11 protein-coding genes are annotated in these 17,709 nt (G+C 49.0%); all 11 read right to left on the reverse strand.

Features of this window, described 5'->3' with window-relative positions; all coding sequences use genetic code 11:
* Window positions 1-9 precede the first annotated feature (9 nt).
* On the reverse strand, window positions 10-822 hold the full coding sequence (locus MHI37_RS26470) for a carbohydrate ABC transporter permease (protein WP_083676498.1): 813 nt from the start codon (window positions 820-822) through the stop codon (window positions 10-12).
* Between the two features lie 12 nt (window positions 823-834).
* Entirely contained in the window at window positions 835-1,722 is an 888-nt protein-coding gene (locus tag MHI37_RS26475; protein WP_218638952.1) for a sugar ABC transporter permease, read from the reverse strand.
* A 97-nt stretch (window positions 1,723-1,819) separates the two neighbouring features.
* Window positions 1,820-3,136 carry an ABC transporter substrate-binding protein gene (locus MHI37_RS26480; RefSeq protein WP_076339158.1) on the reverse strand — a complete coding sequence of 439 codons (1,317 nt, stop codon included), beginning with the start codon at window positions 3,134-3,136 and terminating at the stop codon, window positions 1,820-1,822.
* Window positions 3,137-3,223: 87 nt separating this feature from the next.
* Window positions 3,224-4,540 (reverse strand): sugar ABC transporter substrate-binding protein, encoded by a 1,317-nt coding sequence (locus MHI37_RS26485; protein WP_076339159.1) that lies wholly within the window; start codon window positions 4,538-4,540, stop codon window positions 3,224-3,226.
* Window positions 4,541-4,550: 10 nt separating this feature from the next.
* A complete protein-coding gene (locus tag MHI37_RS26490) occupies window positions 4,551-6,122 on the reverse strand; it encodes a response regulator (RefSeq protein ID WP_076339160.1) in 1,572 nt (523 codons plus the stop codon).
* Between the two features lie 21 nt (window positions 6,123-6,143).
* Complete coding sequence (locus MHI37_RS26495) at window positions 6,144-7,943, reverse strand: sensor histidine kinase (protein WP_076339161.1); 1,800 nt, start codon at window positions 7,941-7,943, stop codon at window positions 6,144-6,146.
* 29 nt (window positions 7,944-7,972) lie between these two features.
* Window positions 7,973-8,995, reverse strand: a complete 1,023-nt coding sequence (locus MHI37_RS26500) for a LacI family DNA-binding transcriptional regulator (RefSeq protein WP_076339162.1) — start codon at window positions 8,993-8,995, stop codon at window positions 7,973-7,975.
* 230 nt (window positions 8,996-9,225) lie between these two features.
* Window positions 9,226-12,198, reverse strand: coding sequence for a DUF4185 domain-containing protein (locus MHI37_RS26505; RefSeq protein ID WP_076339163.1), 2,973 nt, complete (start codon window positions 12,196-12,198; stop codon window positions 9,226-9,228).
* Between the two features lie 14 nt (window positions 12,199-12,212).
* Window positions 12,213-14,669 (reverse strand): GH116 family glycosyl-hydrolase, encoded by a 2,457-nt coding sequence (locus tag MHI37_RS26510; RefSeq protein ID WP_076339164.1) that lies wholly within the window; start codon window positions 14,667-14,669, stop codon window positions 12,213-12,215.
* A gap of 17 nt (window positions 14,670-14,686) precedes the next feature.
* Window positions 14,687-15,679 (reverse strand): zinc-dependent alcohol dehydrogenase family protein, encoded by a 993-nt coding sequence (locus MHI37_RS26515; RefSeq protein ID WP_076339165.1) that lies wholly within the window; start codon window positions 15,677-15,679, stop codon window positions 14,687-14,689.
* Between the two features lie 19 nt (window positions 15,680-15,698).
* On the reverse strand, window positions 15,699-17,648 hold the full coding sequence (locus MHI37_RS26520) for a DUF4185 domain-containing protein (RefSeq protein WP_218638953.1): 1,950 nt from the start codon (window positions 17,646-17,648) through the stop codon (window positions 15,699-15,701).
* Window positions 17,649-17,709: the final 61 nt, after the last annotated feature.

Here is a 17,709-nt window from a genome sequence, read left to right on the forward strand (position 1 = left end):
GCAACACTATTATTTGATGCCGCTCATCTTAATGCCTTCGACCAAATATTTCTGTGCAACGAAAAACAGGATAAAGGTCGGAATGGCGACTACGACGGCGGCTGCAAGCACGACATTCCATGGCGTAAAGTAGCCTCCGCCCACCAAATGCGCCAGCCGCTGCTGAACGACCCACAAGCTCTCGTCTTGCGTTATGATTAGAGGCCACATATAGGCATTCCAATTCGTCAGGAAAAAACCAATCGTAAGCGGCACCATGATTGGCACGGACAACGGGAGTGCCAATCGGAAGAAAGTGCCCGACAGGCTAAGCCCTTCCATGTAACCCGCCTCCTCCAGCTCCTTGGGAAAATCCATATAAAACTGACGGAACAAAAAAATACCGTAGGCATTAAAAATCGATGGAATAATAAGGCCGGCGTACGAGTTCGCTAACCCTAAATTTTTTGTAATCAAATAGAGCGGAATCATGATGACGGCAAACGGCACCATGAGTGTGCTTAACATCCAAGCGAACATAATCGTTTTCCCAGGGAAACGAAACCGCGCAAGCGCATAACCTGACATCGCATGAAAAATCATAGCAACGGCAGTAACCGTGCCCGAAACGATTAAGGAATTGGCGATCGAACGGGGCAGCCCCGAACCTATCCATGCTTCTTTGAAGTTGCTGAATTCAAAAGCTGTCGGCAATAAATTAAAGTCGAATACATTTGTTTCGGAACGCAAAGAGCTGATCACGAGCAAATAAATCGGAAAAATCATTAAAATGCCTAATATAACCGCTGCTGACGGCAATAGGATTCGATTGTTTAATCTCAAAGTCTTCACCGCCTATTTCCTCAATGAGAGGAGCTTTAACTGAATAATGGACAAACAAAATATAATAAGGAACAACACAAAAGCCAGTGCGGATGCATACCCCATATTCAGCAGCTCGAAGCCCTGCTTAAAGATATAGAGAACGCTCACTTCCGTTGCGTTAGCAGGACCGCCCTTAGTCATGACGACGATCTGATCGAAAGCCTGAAAGGAGCCAATCATAGTCACGATAAGAATAAAGGTGCTCGTCTCGGCCAATAGTGGGAATGTTATCCAGCGAAAAGCCTTCCAGCCCGTTGCGCCGTCGATTTGTGCCGCTTCATAATAATCCCTTGGAATTTCTTTGATAGCAGACAAAAAAATAATCATATTGTATCCGATATTAATCCACAGAATAACGCCGATAATGCTTAGCATCGCCTGCGAGGTGGAGCCTAGAAACTGCTGCGGACCAATGCCTGCAAACCCAAGCAAATGGTTGATGACGCCGTTACGAGGATCCAGCATATACATGCCGATAATGGCGCTAATAATAGAAGTAATTGCGAACGGCATCAGAAACATCGTTCTTACTGGGCCTACGATTCTCCCCTTCAATGCATTCAGCAACAGAGCAGAGCCCAGTGAAAGCAAATAAAGAGAGGGAACATAGATGACGCTGAACAACAGCGTCTTCAACACGGAATTCCACCATAATTGATCGTGAAGCAGCTTCTGGTAGTTCGCAAATCCGGAGAATACTTTAGGGCTTAACGCATTCCAGTCATGCAAGCTGACATAAAAGGCATACACGATCGGAATAAATACAAAAGTAAGCAAGCCTAATGTGTTTGGGAGTAAAAAAGCGTACGCTGTGACCCACTCATTCCTCATCCTGTTACTCATTCGTTTTGGAGTCACTGAACATCCAACCTCCTTCAGTCGGAGTGGTACATGCAGCGATCCGCAGCTTGGGCTCGCTGCATGCACCATCCTTTTCGTTTGAAGCTTATTTTATTTATTTGTTTGCTGCCTGAATCGCTTCGTTGATCTTTCCATCAGCCTGTTGTGCCGCATCTGCACCGTCCATTTTCCCGAACATAACGTACTGCATCGCATCACCAACAACATCCAATACTTCTGATGGATAACGCGGCTCTGGAATCGCGGAATCGTAAATTTGCTCCGTAAACACTTTGCGCATGCCTTTGCTGTAAACCTCAGTCCCCTTCTCAACGACGGACTTGCGAGGCGAATAAGCAAATTTAATTTCCGTGCACCATTTCAGAGCCCGTTCCGGATCTCCGGCGAAAGCCCACATAATGAATTTTGCCGCTTCATCTACATGCTCGCTTTTACCGTTGACTGCAAACTTCCATCCTCCCGCATCTGTTGCCGCCTTGCCGCCTTCCGAAATCGGCAGTGGAGCTACATTAATTGGCACATCGCCGAATACTTCCTCAGCGCGATTGATCGCCCAAGTGCCGACGATTTGCATCGCTGCCGTTTTTTTGCCAATGTGATCGATCTCCCATGGCCCTTGCTGCAGCTTGGTCGGCGAGATGCCTTCTTTGAAGAAACGACCCCAGAAGTCAAGCGCTTTAGCCGTTTCCGGTGTATTGAAGGTGGAGGCCGATCCTTCCTCGTTCAATACATTGCCACCTTGCTGCCATAGAAACGGATACCAGATGAAGTTGAAATACGGTCCTTTGTCCGGTGGCAAAATCAAGCCTGCCACCTTATCTGTCGTGAGCTTCTTCGCTGCAGAATACAGCTCATCCCATGTTTTTGGAACCTCGACGCCCGCATCATTCAGCATTTGCTCATTATAGTAAAGACCTAGAAGCTCAAGCTCGTACGGAAGTGCCAGAACCTTGCCGTCAACCGTTACTGCATCCAGCGATGCAGGCAGGAAATCCTCTTTGGCTCCTTCCGGGAAATAAGGCGTTAAATCCGCCATTAAACCGGATTTGGAAAACTTCATAAAATCACCGGGACTAATCATATAAATGTCCGGACCTTCGCCGGAAGCGAAGCCTGTCGGAAGCTTAGTTGTCGTATAGTCCGTTTGGTTGAAGGTCGAGTACTCAATAACCACTTTATCCTGCGTTTTATTGTACTCCTCAACCAAACCCTTAAAGAATTCCTCTTCTTTCTCAGAGTGGAAATCCCAAAATTTCAGCTTTACTTTTTTCCCTGCAGTTGTCGTTTGTTCCGAATCAGCAGCTTTATTGCCTCCCTGCTCTCTTCCATTGTTTGAATTGCCGCAAGCGACCTGCAGAAGCAGCGTCACTGACAATACCGCTAAACCAATTATTTTCCAACTTTTCCCCATTTTTATTTAGCCCCTTTCAATGAATATAGCCCAAGTGTAATCCACTTGGGCTAAAGCATATAACGGGAAATATTTAAGGAGGGTGGACTATTTTCTGACTTCCTCCAAGTACTTATTGATTCTTGCATCGGCTAGCTCCTGAATCTGCGACGCGCTCTTGTCTCCAAAGAGCAGCTGCTGCAAGGAGTCAGAGAAAATCCGGTTTATGTCCTCCGGAAGCTGCGGCTCTTCCTGCTCTGTACCAAATATTTGGTCGGTAAAAACCGCTCTCAAGCCTTTCCGGTAATTATCCACCCCTTCTTCCATAACGGATTTGCGCGGCGAATAAGCGAATTTAACGTCATTGACCCATTTAAGAGGAATATCCGGATCACCAGCCAGCGCCCACATAATAAATTTAGCAGCCTCCTCCGCATGCTCGCTCTGTTTATTGGCAGCAAGCTTCCAGCCGCCAGCGATCGTGACTGGGCTTCCACCCTCGGGAATAGGCAGCGGTACAACGCCGATCGGCTGATCAGCGAATTCAGTCTCAAGCGTGCGGATATTCCATGTGCCGCTCACTTGCATCGCCGTCTCGCCGTTCGCAATAATACCGATATCGGTTACTGGCCGTGACGGTCTCATATTTAAGAGCCCTTGATTGACCATGTCCTTGAAAAAGGTGTACATCTCTTGCGATGCTCCACCCGACAGCGCCGACCCTTTGCCATCTTCCGTCAACAAATCGCTGCCGGTCTGCCACAAGAAAGGAAGCCATGAAAAATTCAGATAAACGCCTTCAAACGTTTCAAGCGTCAGTCCGCTCACCCTGCTCGTCGTAAGCTGTTTTGCCGCTTCCTTCATTTCCTGCCATGTTGAAGGAGGCTTTATTCCTCTCTTGCGGAACAATTCCATATTATAGAAAAGCCCAAGCAACTCCGTTTCAATAGGCACCGCATAAATATCGCTGCCCACCGTCACCGATTCCAACGCCGATGGATAAAAATCGTTTTTTATTGCCGGCGTGAAGGACTCCGTCAGCGGAAATAAAATATTAGCATTTACGAACCGTTCCAGCGTCGCAGAGGATACAAAAAAAATGTCCGGCCCTTGGCCCGATGCGAATGAGGACAGCAAGCGTGTTCTCGAGAAATAATCGTCACTCGTTACGAATTCAACTTTAATTTTTATATTTTCATGCTCAGCTTCGTATTCCTTCGCTAGCCATTGCCAGAAATCATATTCACGTGATTGGTGGAACGACCATAAACGCAGCTCGATTTTATTCAAGCTTGGCTCGGCGGTCGTTGAATCCGTAAGCAGCTTATCGATTGTTGTTCCTTCTGACTCCACGTAACTGCCGCAGGAGGCTGACAGCAAGGCGAGCAAGGCACATAGGAGCAGATGAACAGCTTTCAGCCTCATTCTCACGCCTTCATTCCTCCCTACGATAAAAAAATTGGCGGTATTCCGCAGGCGTCACACCAACCATACGCTTGAACAGACGAGAGAAATACTTCACATCCTGGTAACCGACCATCTGGGCGATTTCATAAAGCCGAAGCTGGGCATTCATCATCAGTGTTTTGGCTTTATCGACGCGAAGACGGGTTAAATACTCAATAAATGTCTCGCCCGTTTCCTGCTTGAAAAATGTACTTAAATAGTTGCTGCTCATTTGAGCCTGAACAGCTATGTCGTCCAACGAAATATCCTTCGTGTAGTTTTTGCGGATGAAATCGATCACTTTCTCGATCGTTCGATTTTGTTTCTGCTGCGTACTCCACTCCATCGACTTGATGACCGCGCCAATCAGCTCCGACATAAAATCGACAAATTCTTCCGCTGTAAAGTCGCGGTGAAATAAATCCTGCGGTTTATTCATTTGCCTCAAAATTATTTCATTCAGCTTATGCTCATAGACGATGCGGAAGATGGATGCTAACAACTGCAAGCAGAATCGGCGAAACAGCCGGAAAGGGATGCTTCCTTCCTTTATCCGCTCCATAAACGAAGTCAGACCATATATCGCATTCGTCTGTTCCCCAGATCTAACCGCTCTCACGATCGCTTCATCCAGCTCGGCAGGATAGCCTGGCTCCCTTCGGTTCATCATGGCAACGTCCTCGTACGCACTGACGATGCCATCGCCGTATATCCATTTGTTTTGAAGCGCTTCCTTTGCCTGCCAAAAGCCTGCTGGCAGCTCCTCGAAAGCGACTACCTTAGCACTTACACCAATTGAGATAGATATTTTCACCCATTTGCGTACTTCCTCCATCAGCCTGGTGGATTGCTCGTGCGAGCATATGCCATCGTTAATTAAATAAAAAAGCTGCGGACCGCTTGAGAATAAGAAGGTGGAGCTGTCCGCTCCCAGTTCCGGAAGTATCTCATGAACGACATTGCGTACGGCAAACAGCACAAGCTGCTTGTCCCCCCATTGATCGTCCATCATCAGATCATCATAACGATCGATTTCCAGAGCTACCAGTTGAAAGCTGGCTGCCTGTTTCGGCAGCTGCTCCCGCAGCTTCTCCTTATATTCCTCCGCTTCCCCCGGTTCGGATGACAACCAGTCTCTCCACCATTTTGAGTAATTGACGGGACTTGGCAAGATGGCGGCTACAGATCCCTCCACTTGCTTATTCGCCTTTACGCGCTGAAGCACACTTTTAATTTCTGCTGGCTTAACCGGCTTGAGCAAATAATCGAAAGCGCCGAACTTCACTGCAGTTTGTGCATATTCGAAGTAACCGTAACCCGATAAAATAACGACATGTACGGGATACTCCTTCAAGGCGCTAAGCAGATCAAGCCCATTCATGAGGGGCATCCGGATATCGGTAATGACCAAATCAGGCGTTTCTTTTCGAACAAGCTCTATCGCCTCAATCCCATTGTTCGCTGAGCCCGCTACAGACCAATCGGTATCCAGCTGCGGGATGAGCGCTTGCAGCCCCCTTCTCACCCTAGGCTCGTCATCGACGACAATAACTTTATACATGATATCCTCCTATGACTGTCATTATTGACCGTTGCCTGCGTCATCCATCGCATGCAAAGGGAGTATAATCGTGACCACGGTTCCCTCTCCCCAATCTGATCGGATACTCACGCCGTACTCGGAGCCGTACTCCAGCTTCAGTCGGTCGTCCAAATTATAAATGCCAATGCCATGCGTCCGACGAAGCATAATGCTATGAAGCTCGTCCTCCTTGATGCCGCTCCCGTTATCCAACAGCTCAACACGAATGCCTCCAGTCCCCATGTCCGGCAGGACCGTCACCGTTATTAAGCCGCCCTCTTCGATATGCTCCATCCCGTGCAATATCGAATTTTCCAAATATGGCTGCAAAAATAGACGGGGCACTCTTTGCCGCAGCAGCGCTTTATCGACTTGGAAATGGATGTCGAACCGGTCCTCGAACCGCATTTTTTGCAAATAAGCGTAATTCTGAGCCCATTTCAACTCCTCCTCCAGGGCAATGTAAGGCTCTCCAGGACGAATCGCATATCGCATAATGTCGCTCAGAGCCGCAATCATCGAGCTGATGTCGTGTTGATCGCGTTCGATTGCCATCCAATTAATCGTATCAAGCGAGTTATAAACAAAATGCGGATTAATTTGCGCCTGCAGCGCACGTACCTCCGCCTCCTTCTCCTTCTCGGATATGACCCTTACCTCATGAATCAAATCATTAATTCTTCTTCTCATGCTATTAAATGCAGCATTCAGCAGACCGATTTCGTCCTCGGAAGCAACGGGCAGCTGAAAGTCGACATTTTCCTTATGAACCTGCTTCATCGCAACTGCCATCTGTCTGATCGGTTTCGTAATGAACCTGGATACCCATAGGGCAAGCATGATGAACGATGCGCCAAATGCGAAGACGGTTACAATTAGAAACTGCCGAAGCTCCTTGGATTGCTCCTTTAAATCATCGTTAGGAATGAGCGCTGCATAGTACCAGTCATTATATGACGATTGTATGTAGTTCATCTGATACAGCTGTCCGTTCATTCGAACGGTCGAGAACGGCGTCCGTTTCGCAAGCATATCCTTATAAAAGGGAATATCCTTCAATGTCTCTTGATAGGTTTCGGCATTCGGATGCCAGATGACATGCCCTTCTCCGTCCGTGACAAGCAGCGTTCCGTTCGGGCTGACCTTCACCTGATCAGCCAGACGGTCCAGTGCCGTAATCTTTACATTAATATAGATAGAGCCAAGCGTTTGCATGACATCGGCTACGTTTTTCACCTGCATCCCTATCGAGAAATAATGGGAAGGCTCAAAGGAATATCGATTGACAGGCAGCTCGTATGTCGGCATCCAAACCGCTTTCCCGCCGGCATCCTGCACCGCCTCCTGCCACTGGGGATGCTTGCGGAATTGCTCCTCATAATATTGCGAGCCTTTGAAATCTGCAAAAAACAGCTTCTGCCCGCTGAATAAATAGATAGAGTCGATGTCATCCTTTCCACGAAGAAAATTGCGCAAATAACGGTTGATTGAATCGGCAGACAGCTGCGTCTCCGTTCCCTCCCCTTGCTGGTTAATCTGGCTGAGCTGCAAAATAACGTTCTCATTCTCATAGATCGAATGCAATTGCGCTTCATATTCGTTCAACAGCCGATCGACATTTTGATTAACCAAATGAAGCAGCTGATCCGTTTCCTTGTTGGTGCGTTCTTCGGCGAATTGATTCGAGCTTTGATAGAATAAATAGCCGAACAGCGTAAGCGGAATGAAAATGGATAAAACGAGAAGCATCGTTATTTTCTTTTGCAGGTTCATATGTCTAATCAGCCTCTGCTTCAGCATCTGGTTTGATCTCTCCGCTTCTCTGCATATTAGTCGTCGATTCTCCATCTGCTCGACTGTCTGACAACTAGTTTTGGCATTATTTTTATGGCTGTCCTGTTCATCTGCTTCCCGTGCAGTCTATTCATGAGTATTCTTGCCGCTTGTATTCCAATTTCCTCTTGCATAAGGGAAACCGAAGAGAGCTTCGGGTACACTCGCGACGAGATATCCAGATTATCCATGCCGACGATGGCAATATCGTGCGGGACTGACAAGCCGGCATCCTCGCATGCATGCATCACCCCAATTGCCATCAAGTCGTTTGCGGCAACGATTGCCTGCGGTCGATCAGGCTCCGACAATAACTGCCTAGCCGCCTCATAGCCGCCTGATTCTGTGTAATCGGACTCCTTAATCAGCTCATCAACGTATGGCAATTCGCCCTCGAGCAGAGCTTTACGATAACCAGCATACCTTTGCATGCCCGTTTGTTCGCTTATTGCTCCTCCAATAAACCCGATTCTTTTTATGCCTTGCTTGATCAGATGCTCAGTTGCCTGCTTCGTACCTATATACGTATCCACATAGACGTAGTCAAAGCGGTCACCCCCGCCGGGAGAATCGAATTGATTAGTCAGAACGACTGGCGAGGACAGCCCGTTAATCGCATGTATATTTTCCTCACAGAAGTGAAAGGAGACCATAATCATGCCGTCCGCCACTCTCTCCTTAACGTTTTGTATCGCCTTCAGCTCTTCCGACAGCTGATGTTTCGTATAAAAAAGAATCAGCAAGTAGCCGTACTCCTCCGCTACCTGATTAATGCCCTTTATCATATCAAAGTAAAATGGATTGCATATGTCAGGCACGGCAAAAATAATTTTATTCGTTTTGCGGGTTTTCAATATTTTGGCAGCATGGTCAGGCGCGTAATTCAAAGCTTTCGCCGCCTCCATAATCTTTGCCTTCGTTCGTTTGCCGCAATAGCCGCTTCCTGAGAGCGCTCTCGATACAGTCGAAGGCGATACGCCGACCTGCTCCGCGATTTGATAAATCGTACTTTTACTCATATAAACCTCCTGATCCCAAGCTTGCTGCACCGAATCAACCCGTTCTGCAATCGATTTCACAATTTACATTAGCATGTTTTTTTTCTATCATCAATAATAGATTGCACGCGGTGAAGGCAGCGAGGGACAACGCTCATACCGCAGAAAATTCCCCTCCAGCTGAAACGTGTCTTCAGCGGAGAGGAATGATCAAATGCTATTGTGTATGGGAAGGTATGCTGGAGCTATTTCTACTTGTTGGTATCCAGCAAATTAAAAATAACTTGCGCAGTTTCAATCCTCAGCGCATTGGCCTGCGGATCGAACTGGTCCGCACCTTTCCCTTTCATAAGGCCCAGGGCGGCTGCCTGTTCGACGGCTTCACGCGCCCAAGCCGACACTTTATCGGCATCGGTGAAGGCACTCGCATCAAGCTGAAGCTGCTGATCTGCGTCATTGCTGTATGCATTCGCTCTGATCACCATAACCGCCATTTGCTCCCTTGTAATGGCTGCGTTCGGCGCAAAGCTGGCTTCTGTAATTCCTGTAATCAGACCTGCCTCATAGGCTGCGGCCACTTCCTCCAAGTACCAGGCGCCTTTTCTCACATCTGTGAATGGAAGCGTGTTGCTTGTCGTTTTGATATTTAGCGCCCTAACGAGCAAAGCCGCAAATTCCGCTCTTGTCATATTCGCTTTTGGCTCGAATCGGTTTGCATCCACGCCTTCGACAATATGTTTGGCGGAGAGCGTCTTTAATATCTGGTAAGCCCAATGGTCAGTGCCCACATCTGTAAACTCTTTGTCGTAAGACAAAATGGCATATTTACTGAAATGGCTGATGTCTGCAGCAATCCGTTTTTGCGGCTTATCGATTTGACCACCTGCATATTCCCATAGCGCGGTCACTTCGTTGAAGCGGTATACTCCGAGTAAAGCCTCATCAGTCTCGCTTGCCTGATACGGCAGTGAAACATGAACGGATTGCGGTAATAGGTCAAGCCGTGTTTCCTTTCCATCTGCGGTTCGTGCCGCAATATCAAGCTCGTATGCGATCCCGTCCTGCTTGTATTTTCCGTCGTTGCTGTTCGATTCGAACAGCGCTTGATCTACCGGCGTTGCCCGCAGCACAATTCGCGCATCCTGCAAAGACTGTTCAGGAAGCAGATCCTTTAATGCGGCCAATACGGCGGCTGGTACGTGCAGCTTCACCTCACCCGCTGTTACAATCAGCTTGCGATCCTTTAGAATATCGGCGGCTTGAATGGGAACATGGAACTCCTTCTGTCCCTCGTTCAGCTTGAAAGGAGCATCTCCGTCCTTCATTGTCTTCAGTTCTTCGGCGGTTATGCTCCGCTCAGAGCTCAGAATTGGAGCTGGGACGGGACCCGAAGAAACAGGAGCTGCTGTTACCAATATTTTCGCAGATGCTTTCACCGCCGTGTCCGCTACCGTACCGTTTACCGTAAACGAGCCAGCCTGCGCGTAACTGAACTCTTCCACCGCATCCCATACGACACTGACATCTGCTACCGTGCCGTCGGAGTATGTAGCTTCTACCTTAGATGGAAGTACCGGCGCGCTGCCTGCTGTCGTTGATACGTCTACCTCCTTGATGCTTTCAATCCCGATTTCTACAATAATAGGCAGCAGCATGTAATCATCTGCCTGCATCCAAGTATCTCCTGCTGCATGCATGCCTGTAAACAGAGTAAGCTCGGTGCTGCTGCCTGAATTGAACAGTACCTCAACTGGCGTGTAATTATCGGATTTGGTTAATTTCGTCTCTTTCACAATCGTTCCGTGCGAATCCCTGACGCCGAAATAACCGTCATTAAAGTTGGGCGAGGTCCGAATAAAGGCCGTTAGTTTGTATTCAGTAACCGGCACGACCTGAACCTTCTGGGTTATGGCATTCCATCCGCTTGCGTTTCTAAGCCACAGGTTGTTGCTGCCCGCTCTGGACAAAAAGTTTCGATCTATTCCTCCTGTACCTGCTTCCAGTGTCCATGGAGCTGCAATCGTTCCCGATGCTTGCAGCTCGAACGATGGATCGGCAATCAGATTGCTTAAAGGAGTTCCTACGTTGAGCGTACTATGCATAAGGATCGAGTTATACGGTCCCCACTCAGATACGACCATGTACAGGTCTTTGCCGTTGTTCGTCCAAGGATGAATAAAACCGCCGTATAATCCGGGGAATTCTGCTCCGGTTACAACCTCGGTTTCCGCTGACCAGCCGCCGGTTAAGCTCGAGGAGCTTCTCATGACGATCGCATAACGATTCTCATTCAGATAAGTCATAATCCACTTCTCATAATAAGAATTGTAAGCGACGGACAATTCGCTGACAGGCGCATCTACAATCGCTTTGGCTGCCGCTTCGTCGTTAACAATCCAGCTCGTTCCACTCCAATATTCATATTTCTCTTTGTTTAATAGGTCCGCTTCTCCCGTTCTTGCCAAATAGGCCTTGTCGAATCTGCCGGCAGGAGTTCCGAACATATAAACATATCCGCCATCCTTCACGTATGCCGCTTGTGCGAACTTGCTGGCAGCCCCCCATTTCACACCTGATTTTGTCCAATTTTGCCCCTCGTCGTCCGAATAAGCGATCTCAGAGAAGTTAGTGTTCCAGCGGCCATTAGCTCCCCAATTTTTAATTTGCATATAATGGATATAATGTCTCGTACCTACCGTAATTCCGGCAGTAGGAATGGCAGTGAAATCGCCGCTGCCTGACGTATTGTGCGCAGAGCTAATGATTTCCTTGGAATACTCGGCTTTGTTCTCATCCATAATCATTGAGGAGAAGGTTAGCCCATCCGAAAGCAGCGTATCTTTCGATATCGCCAATAGATTGCTTCTCCAGCCTGCAGAATTTCCGCCGCCTCCAAAGCCTCCCCAGCCGTTGTCGTAGGAATCGCCAAACGCGACCATAATTTTTTTATCGGTTGGATCCGTTGTCGCATCCCACATGATGCCTAGATCGGTAGCAGTTAGTGCATAATTGTCGATTGTCTGATTCGGATTTGGCACGCTTTCCCCAGGTTGTGTGGCCCCGGTTACTCTCGCCACCTTCGTTGCTCTGCTTGCTGTAAGCTCAAATTCGGATGAGCCGTTCAATACCCCGTTTCCCTGCGCGTATGCAGGTAATACCGTGGACAGAAACAAAATGGCCGCGAGCGCTGTCGTTCCGAAAATCTTGTATTTCATTGAATGCATTCTACTTTCCCCCTCTATATGTCTTCTTGACCGCAAGCCTCTACCTTGATATCACTCATATCACCGAAGAGCACATCTAGCTGAACGTGGAGCTTGCCTGTGTCTGGATTTTTTGTTTGCCGATAAGTGCCCCATCCTTTTCCCGTACTCCAGAACGTGGAGAACTCATCCTGCTGCACAACCGGATTGAACTTCATGACCCCTTTCACCATATCGAACTCGAAACCGCTCAAGGCAATAAGCAGCCCCCAGCTTGCCATCGAACGCGCGTAATGATGGCCGCATTCCACCTCATTCCAAGGATTTCTTCTAAACCCATCATGGCGGTCGCGTACGGCCTTGACTACGGAGAGGCCTTCATCCACGAAGCCCTCGTAAATCAAGGTGGAGGCAACATGATATTCGACGCCGGTCCATACCTCATCGGAATATACGAATGGAAGTTTAGGCCTTCCTCCCTCCGGCCACGTGCACATCAGCAGTCCCTGCTCGTCATGCAGCACATAAGCGCGCTGGCAATTGGCGTGATCGCTGAAATCGGTTTTGAAATTATGGCGGTAGACCGCTTGAATGGCACTCTTTATTCGTTTTTCATCCGCCAAATAACCAAGACCATACAGATGGGCCAGCTGTTGACCGAACAGCTGGTCCGACAAGCATCCTGTTCCATGCTGATATTTATGAACATTAACGTCTTCGAGACGCTGGATGAAATATTCGCCGTTCCAGGTCAGCTCGCCTAGGCGTGCTGCGCTTTGTTGCTCAAGCAGCTTATAACAGTCCGCCGCCTCGCTGTCATCCATCGATTCAGCCATAGCTGCTGCCGCTTTTAACGCACCGAGCAGCATAAAGCCAGTCAATGGATTCGGACCGTAAAATTCAATGTCATACGTATTGTGCTGCTTGCCTTCCAGTACAGCATCTCCGTCCAGATCCCAATGTGCTAATGCAAAATCAAGCGCACGCTTCACATGAGGCCACAGCTCGGCAAGAAATGCTGAATCGCCCGAAAGCTTCCATTCGCGGTACACCCGCATAATAGAGCCCAGCTGACCGTCCGCAGCCGCAGGCGCTTTTCCCCCTTCCCAATGCCATTCGCAATCAAACGTCCTCATCGCCCGGAACGCCATCATTCCACGCTCATCAAGCTCTTCCAGAAACTCGATCCTCCGCATGCTTTGCTCGAGTGTCGGGTAAAGAAAGGCTAATGATTGCGCATAGTTCCAGACGTGGGTACATGTGCCTTCACACGACCCCAAATCATCAAATGTTCCTTCATAGCCAAAGAACCGTCCATCCTCCAGCCAAAAACAGGTCGTACTGCGCAGCACCGGCAAGTTTCCAGCCAACGCTTCGATCACATAGCCGGGCAGCGTGCTTCCGTGAAGCGCATCGCGGAATGACAGTGTGCTGCTGTAAAGCCGCTCATAATGGCGAATGATATAAAGTCCGGCTTCCCAAGAATCGGCGAACCGGGCAGCATAATAATTACGAACCGTTTCCCTTCCAGGCCGCTTATCTCTTACATGCTCATACCAGCCGTTTATTCGATTCGGAAAGCTCCAAGAGAGAATAAAGCGAAATTCCTTCGTCTCTCCGGGCTCAAGCCATTCCATCACACCAAGCGATCCGGTGTCAGTGCGATGGTCGGCCGAGGGTGTGTCATATCCGAGATCATTCAACCGTCCGTCTTCCGTGAAATCGTCCCAAAATTCCTGCAAATAATCATACCAGGCTCCCCTCAGCCAAGCCCGTTTATAGGTAACGTTCCGGTTTGTCGTCATAAGAGAGAGACTGCCATACTGCAAATCATCGGCAGCCCACTTCTCTGAATGCAAATATAAACCAGCTGCCTCCTCCGTCTTTCTAAACTCGTTCACGTTTCCTCCGCAGGTCATATCTGGATGCAGGTTTCCGAATCGGTCGTAGGAAAGGCCCCCTACTGGATTCATCAGTGAGCCTGCAATAACCGCCTCGATACGCTTAACCCCCGTATTTGTAACCCGATAAGATAGAATGGCTGCGGGTATGCCGGAATCGTCCGGATCAAGCGGGATCATTGGCGTGAACGCCTCTAACTCTACCCTTACCGGAAGCGCTGCATCCTCGAAGGCAATTTGCGCCACAGGATACGCCCCAACCATAGTTGAACTCTTCAGTCGCGGCAATCCGCCAGCTGTCAGCGGATGATAGCCGTGTGACAAGGAATGCGGCGGCTGAAGCTGCGATTCCAGTACCCTGTAAACCGCTGTCCCCTCCTCTGGCTTTACACGAATCGCGAAGAATGTGTTGGGCAAGGAACTGCCTTTTGCAGGATGGTTGAAAATTTCAAAATCCCGCAGCTCCCCTCGACTGCCGAGGGATATATTTCCGGTTCCGATCCCGCCAAGCAGAAATGCTGCTTCCCGCGCTTCGCCGGGATAGCTGCGCTGCTTGTGATCGGCATATAGCTCTTCCTTCGAATAGCTCATAGCATGCTCCCTTCTCCTTAAATCCTGATCTGTACCTTCAACAGCTCCGGGTCTTTTGGCTTTGCAAGAAATTCAACCGTTTCCTCAAGGGAAATGATCTTCGATACTAGCGGCTCCAGTAAAATACGTCCCTCCTTGACCCATTCGAAGGCGGGAAGAAACGTATAATTGATCGCCATAGACCCCAATATGGTCCAGTCCTTGTGATAGAGGTCGAATGGATTGACCGAAATCCGGGCATCTTTCGGCGTCACCCCGAATTGCAGGTAGGTCGCCGTCTTCCCCATATAGGTGAAAGCATCCTCGATAACTGCCGGTATGCCCGTCGCATCGACCACAATGTCAAATTTTTCTCCGGCAAGGCTTGATTTATGGCTTACATGTACCGTTTCCGTCGCGCCCAATGACCTTGCTAGCGCCAGCTTGGTCTCTGATACATCAACGACAGTTAGCCGCGATGCACCGGATCTCGATAAGGTCTGCACAAGCTGCTGCCCCATCGCTCCTGCTCCGAGAAGAAGGACAGAATCTCCAGCTTTCAGGCGCAGTCGGTTCATGGCATGCACAACGCAAGCGATCGGTTCAATGAATGCGGCCGTTTCGAAGGATATGGAATCTGGAATGCGCACCACATTCCGTGCCGGAACCGCAACATATTCAGCCATGCTTCCGTTTACGGTATTGCCGAGAGCTCCCCAATTCTCGCACTGATTGCCCCGGTTCGTAAGACAATAAATGCATCGCCCGCAGAATAAGGAAGGATCGGCGGTTACCCGCTCGCCGACCCGAAAGCCTTCGACTCCTGCTCCACATTCATGAACGGTCCCTGAAAACTCATGGCCGGGAATTATGGGATACGGAGAAAGAAACTCTCCCTCATAAATATGGAAATCGGTACCGCAAATGCCGACACGTTCTACACGAATGACAATCTCGCCTGGTCCTGGAGAAGGATATGGCACCTCCTGAATGGATGCATGATGCGGTCTGTCAATAACAAGCGCTTTCATGAACGTTCCCCTCTCGTTGTCAATTTTTAGTCAAACTGAAGTCGTCTGCCTGTATCCAGGTATCGCCGCCATTTGCCCACATACCCGCATAAATTTCTACGCTATGTGCATTTCCTGAATTGAATTGTACGGTTTTCTTCGTATAGTCTGATAAATAGCCGAAAGGCGTTTCGTTCAAAATAGTTCCGCCGCCAAGTAGTCTTGCTCCGAAGTAGCCATTATTCTGATTGGTTGAGGTACGAATCCATGCGGAAAGTGTGTAATTCGTATTCTGCTCCACGAACACCTCTTGCTTGACCGCGTTCCAGCCCGTACCGTACCTGGCAAATGCATTGTTAAGGCCGCTGCGTGCAAATCCCGCAGCCCGGTCAATCCCGCCGTTCCCGTTCAAATACCAAGGTGAAGTGATCGTTGAAGACGGCTGAGCCTCAAAGCCGGCATGCGCTACCAAATTCGCGTCCCTGTTCAAGCTCACATCATCGACCTGCACCCAAGTATCTTCGTCTGCCCACATGCCTGTGTAAAGCTCGACAAAATGATTGGCGCCCGAGTTAAATGAAACGGTAAGCTCGGTATAGTCCGCATAAGAATCAAATGGAGCCTCGCCTAGGATCATCCCGCCATTCGGAACTCGCGCACCGAAATAACCATCGTTGTTGTTGCCCGACGTCCTGATCCATCCTTTCAACGTATAGTTCGTGAATGGTTCAACGACTACCCTCTGCTTAATCGCATTCCATCCGCTTCCATTTCGGATATAGCCATTATCCTGTCCTGTACGGGCATTGCCCGCATTACGGTCGATGCCGCCTTCTCCGATCGTATGCCATGGCGCCATGACCTTTGTCTGCCCCTGCGATTCAAAGCCTGGATCGCTCACTATATTGTCACCGAATATATCGGCGGTCAGTGTGACCTTCATAAGATGGGTGTTGTAATCGGGATACCAGGTCGACATGATGAAATAGAGGGTCGAGCTGGTATTGGATAACGGGTGGATAAAGGCGTTATATTGTCCAAGGCCCGTAAAGTTGCCAGGCACCAATATTTTCTCACCGCTCCATGGACCAACCGGCGTAGGCGCATCCCGCATCACGATTGCTTGGCGATGCTCGTTCAAGTAAGTCATGATATAGCGGTTAAAATGCGAGTTGTAAGCGACCGAGAGCTCGCCTGCGACGCCATTGGCAACCGGACGGGCGGACGATTGGCCTACTGACCAGCCATTGCCGTCCCAATACCGGTATTCGTTTATGCTTAGCAGACTGTTCTCAGGCACACGAGCCAAATATACGTCCCCGAACCGCCCGTTCGGCGTAGCATACATATAGATAAAGCCGCTGTCCTTGATAAAAGCAGCCATTTGGAACTTGTTGTCCCAAGTCGTTGTGTTGTTGTACCACCTTGCAGTCGGGTGCTTGGTCCATGTCGCACCATTGTTGTCCGAATAAGCGATTCCCGAATAATTGGTTTGCCAAACACCCGCATCGCCCCAATGATTAACGGACATATAATGAATATAATGGCGAGTGCCTACGGTTACGCCGGCAGTAGGAATGACGGTTATTTCGTCGAAATCGATTTTTTTGGAGTACAATATTTCTTTGGCGTGTCCGGGTCGGTCCTGAACCATCGTATCGAACGACAAGCCGTCAGATAAATTCGTATCCGATGAAATAGCGAGAGTATTGCTGCGCCAATCGTTGGGGCCCAATCCGTTCGTATCGCCGAACAGAACAAAATATTGTCCGCCTCCTTTGTCCCAGACGATTCCCAGATCAGTCCCTGATATTTGATAGTTGGTATCCGTCTGATTGGGGTTTGGCATCGTTTCCCCAGCTGGCTTGACTCCCGTTACGCGAGAGACCATTTCCAGATCGGTAGGAGTGACCGCATCCGCCTTTGCGACAAGCAGGGAACAAAAAGCAACTTGAAACAGCAAGGCACATACCAGCATTTTTTTTCGCAAAATCTTGCACCATCTTTCTCCACATGTTTTTTGAATCATGCCGGTCTGACCAGATGTTAAC

The organism is Paenibacillus sp. FSL H8-0548, from assembly GCF_038630985.1.
Taxonomy (GTDB): domain Bacteria; phylum Bacillota; class Bacilli; order Paenibacillales; family Paenibacillaceae; genus Pristimantibacillus.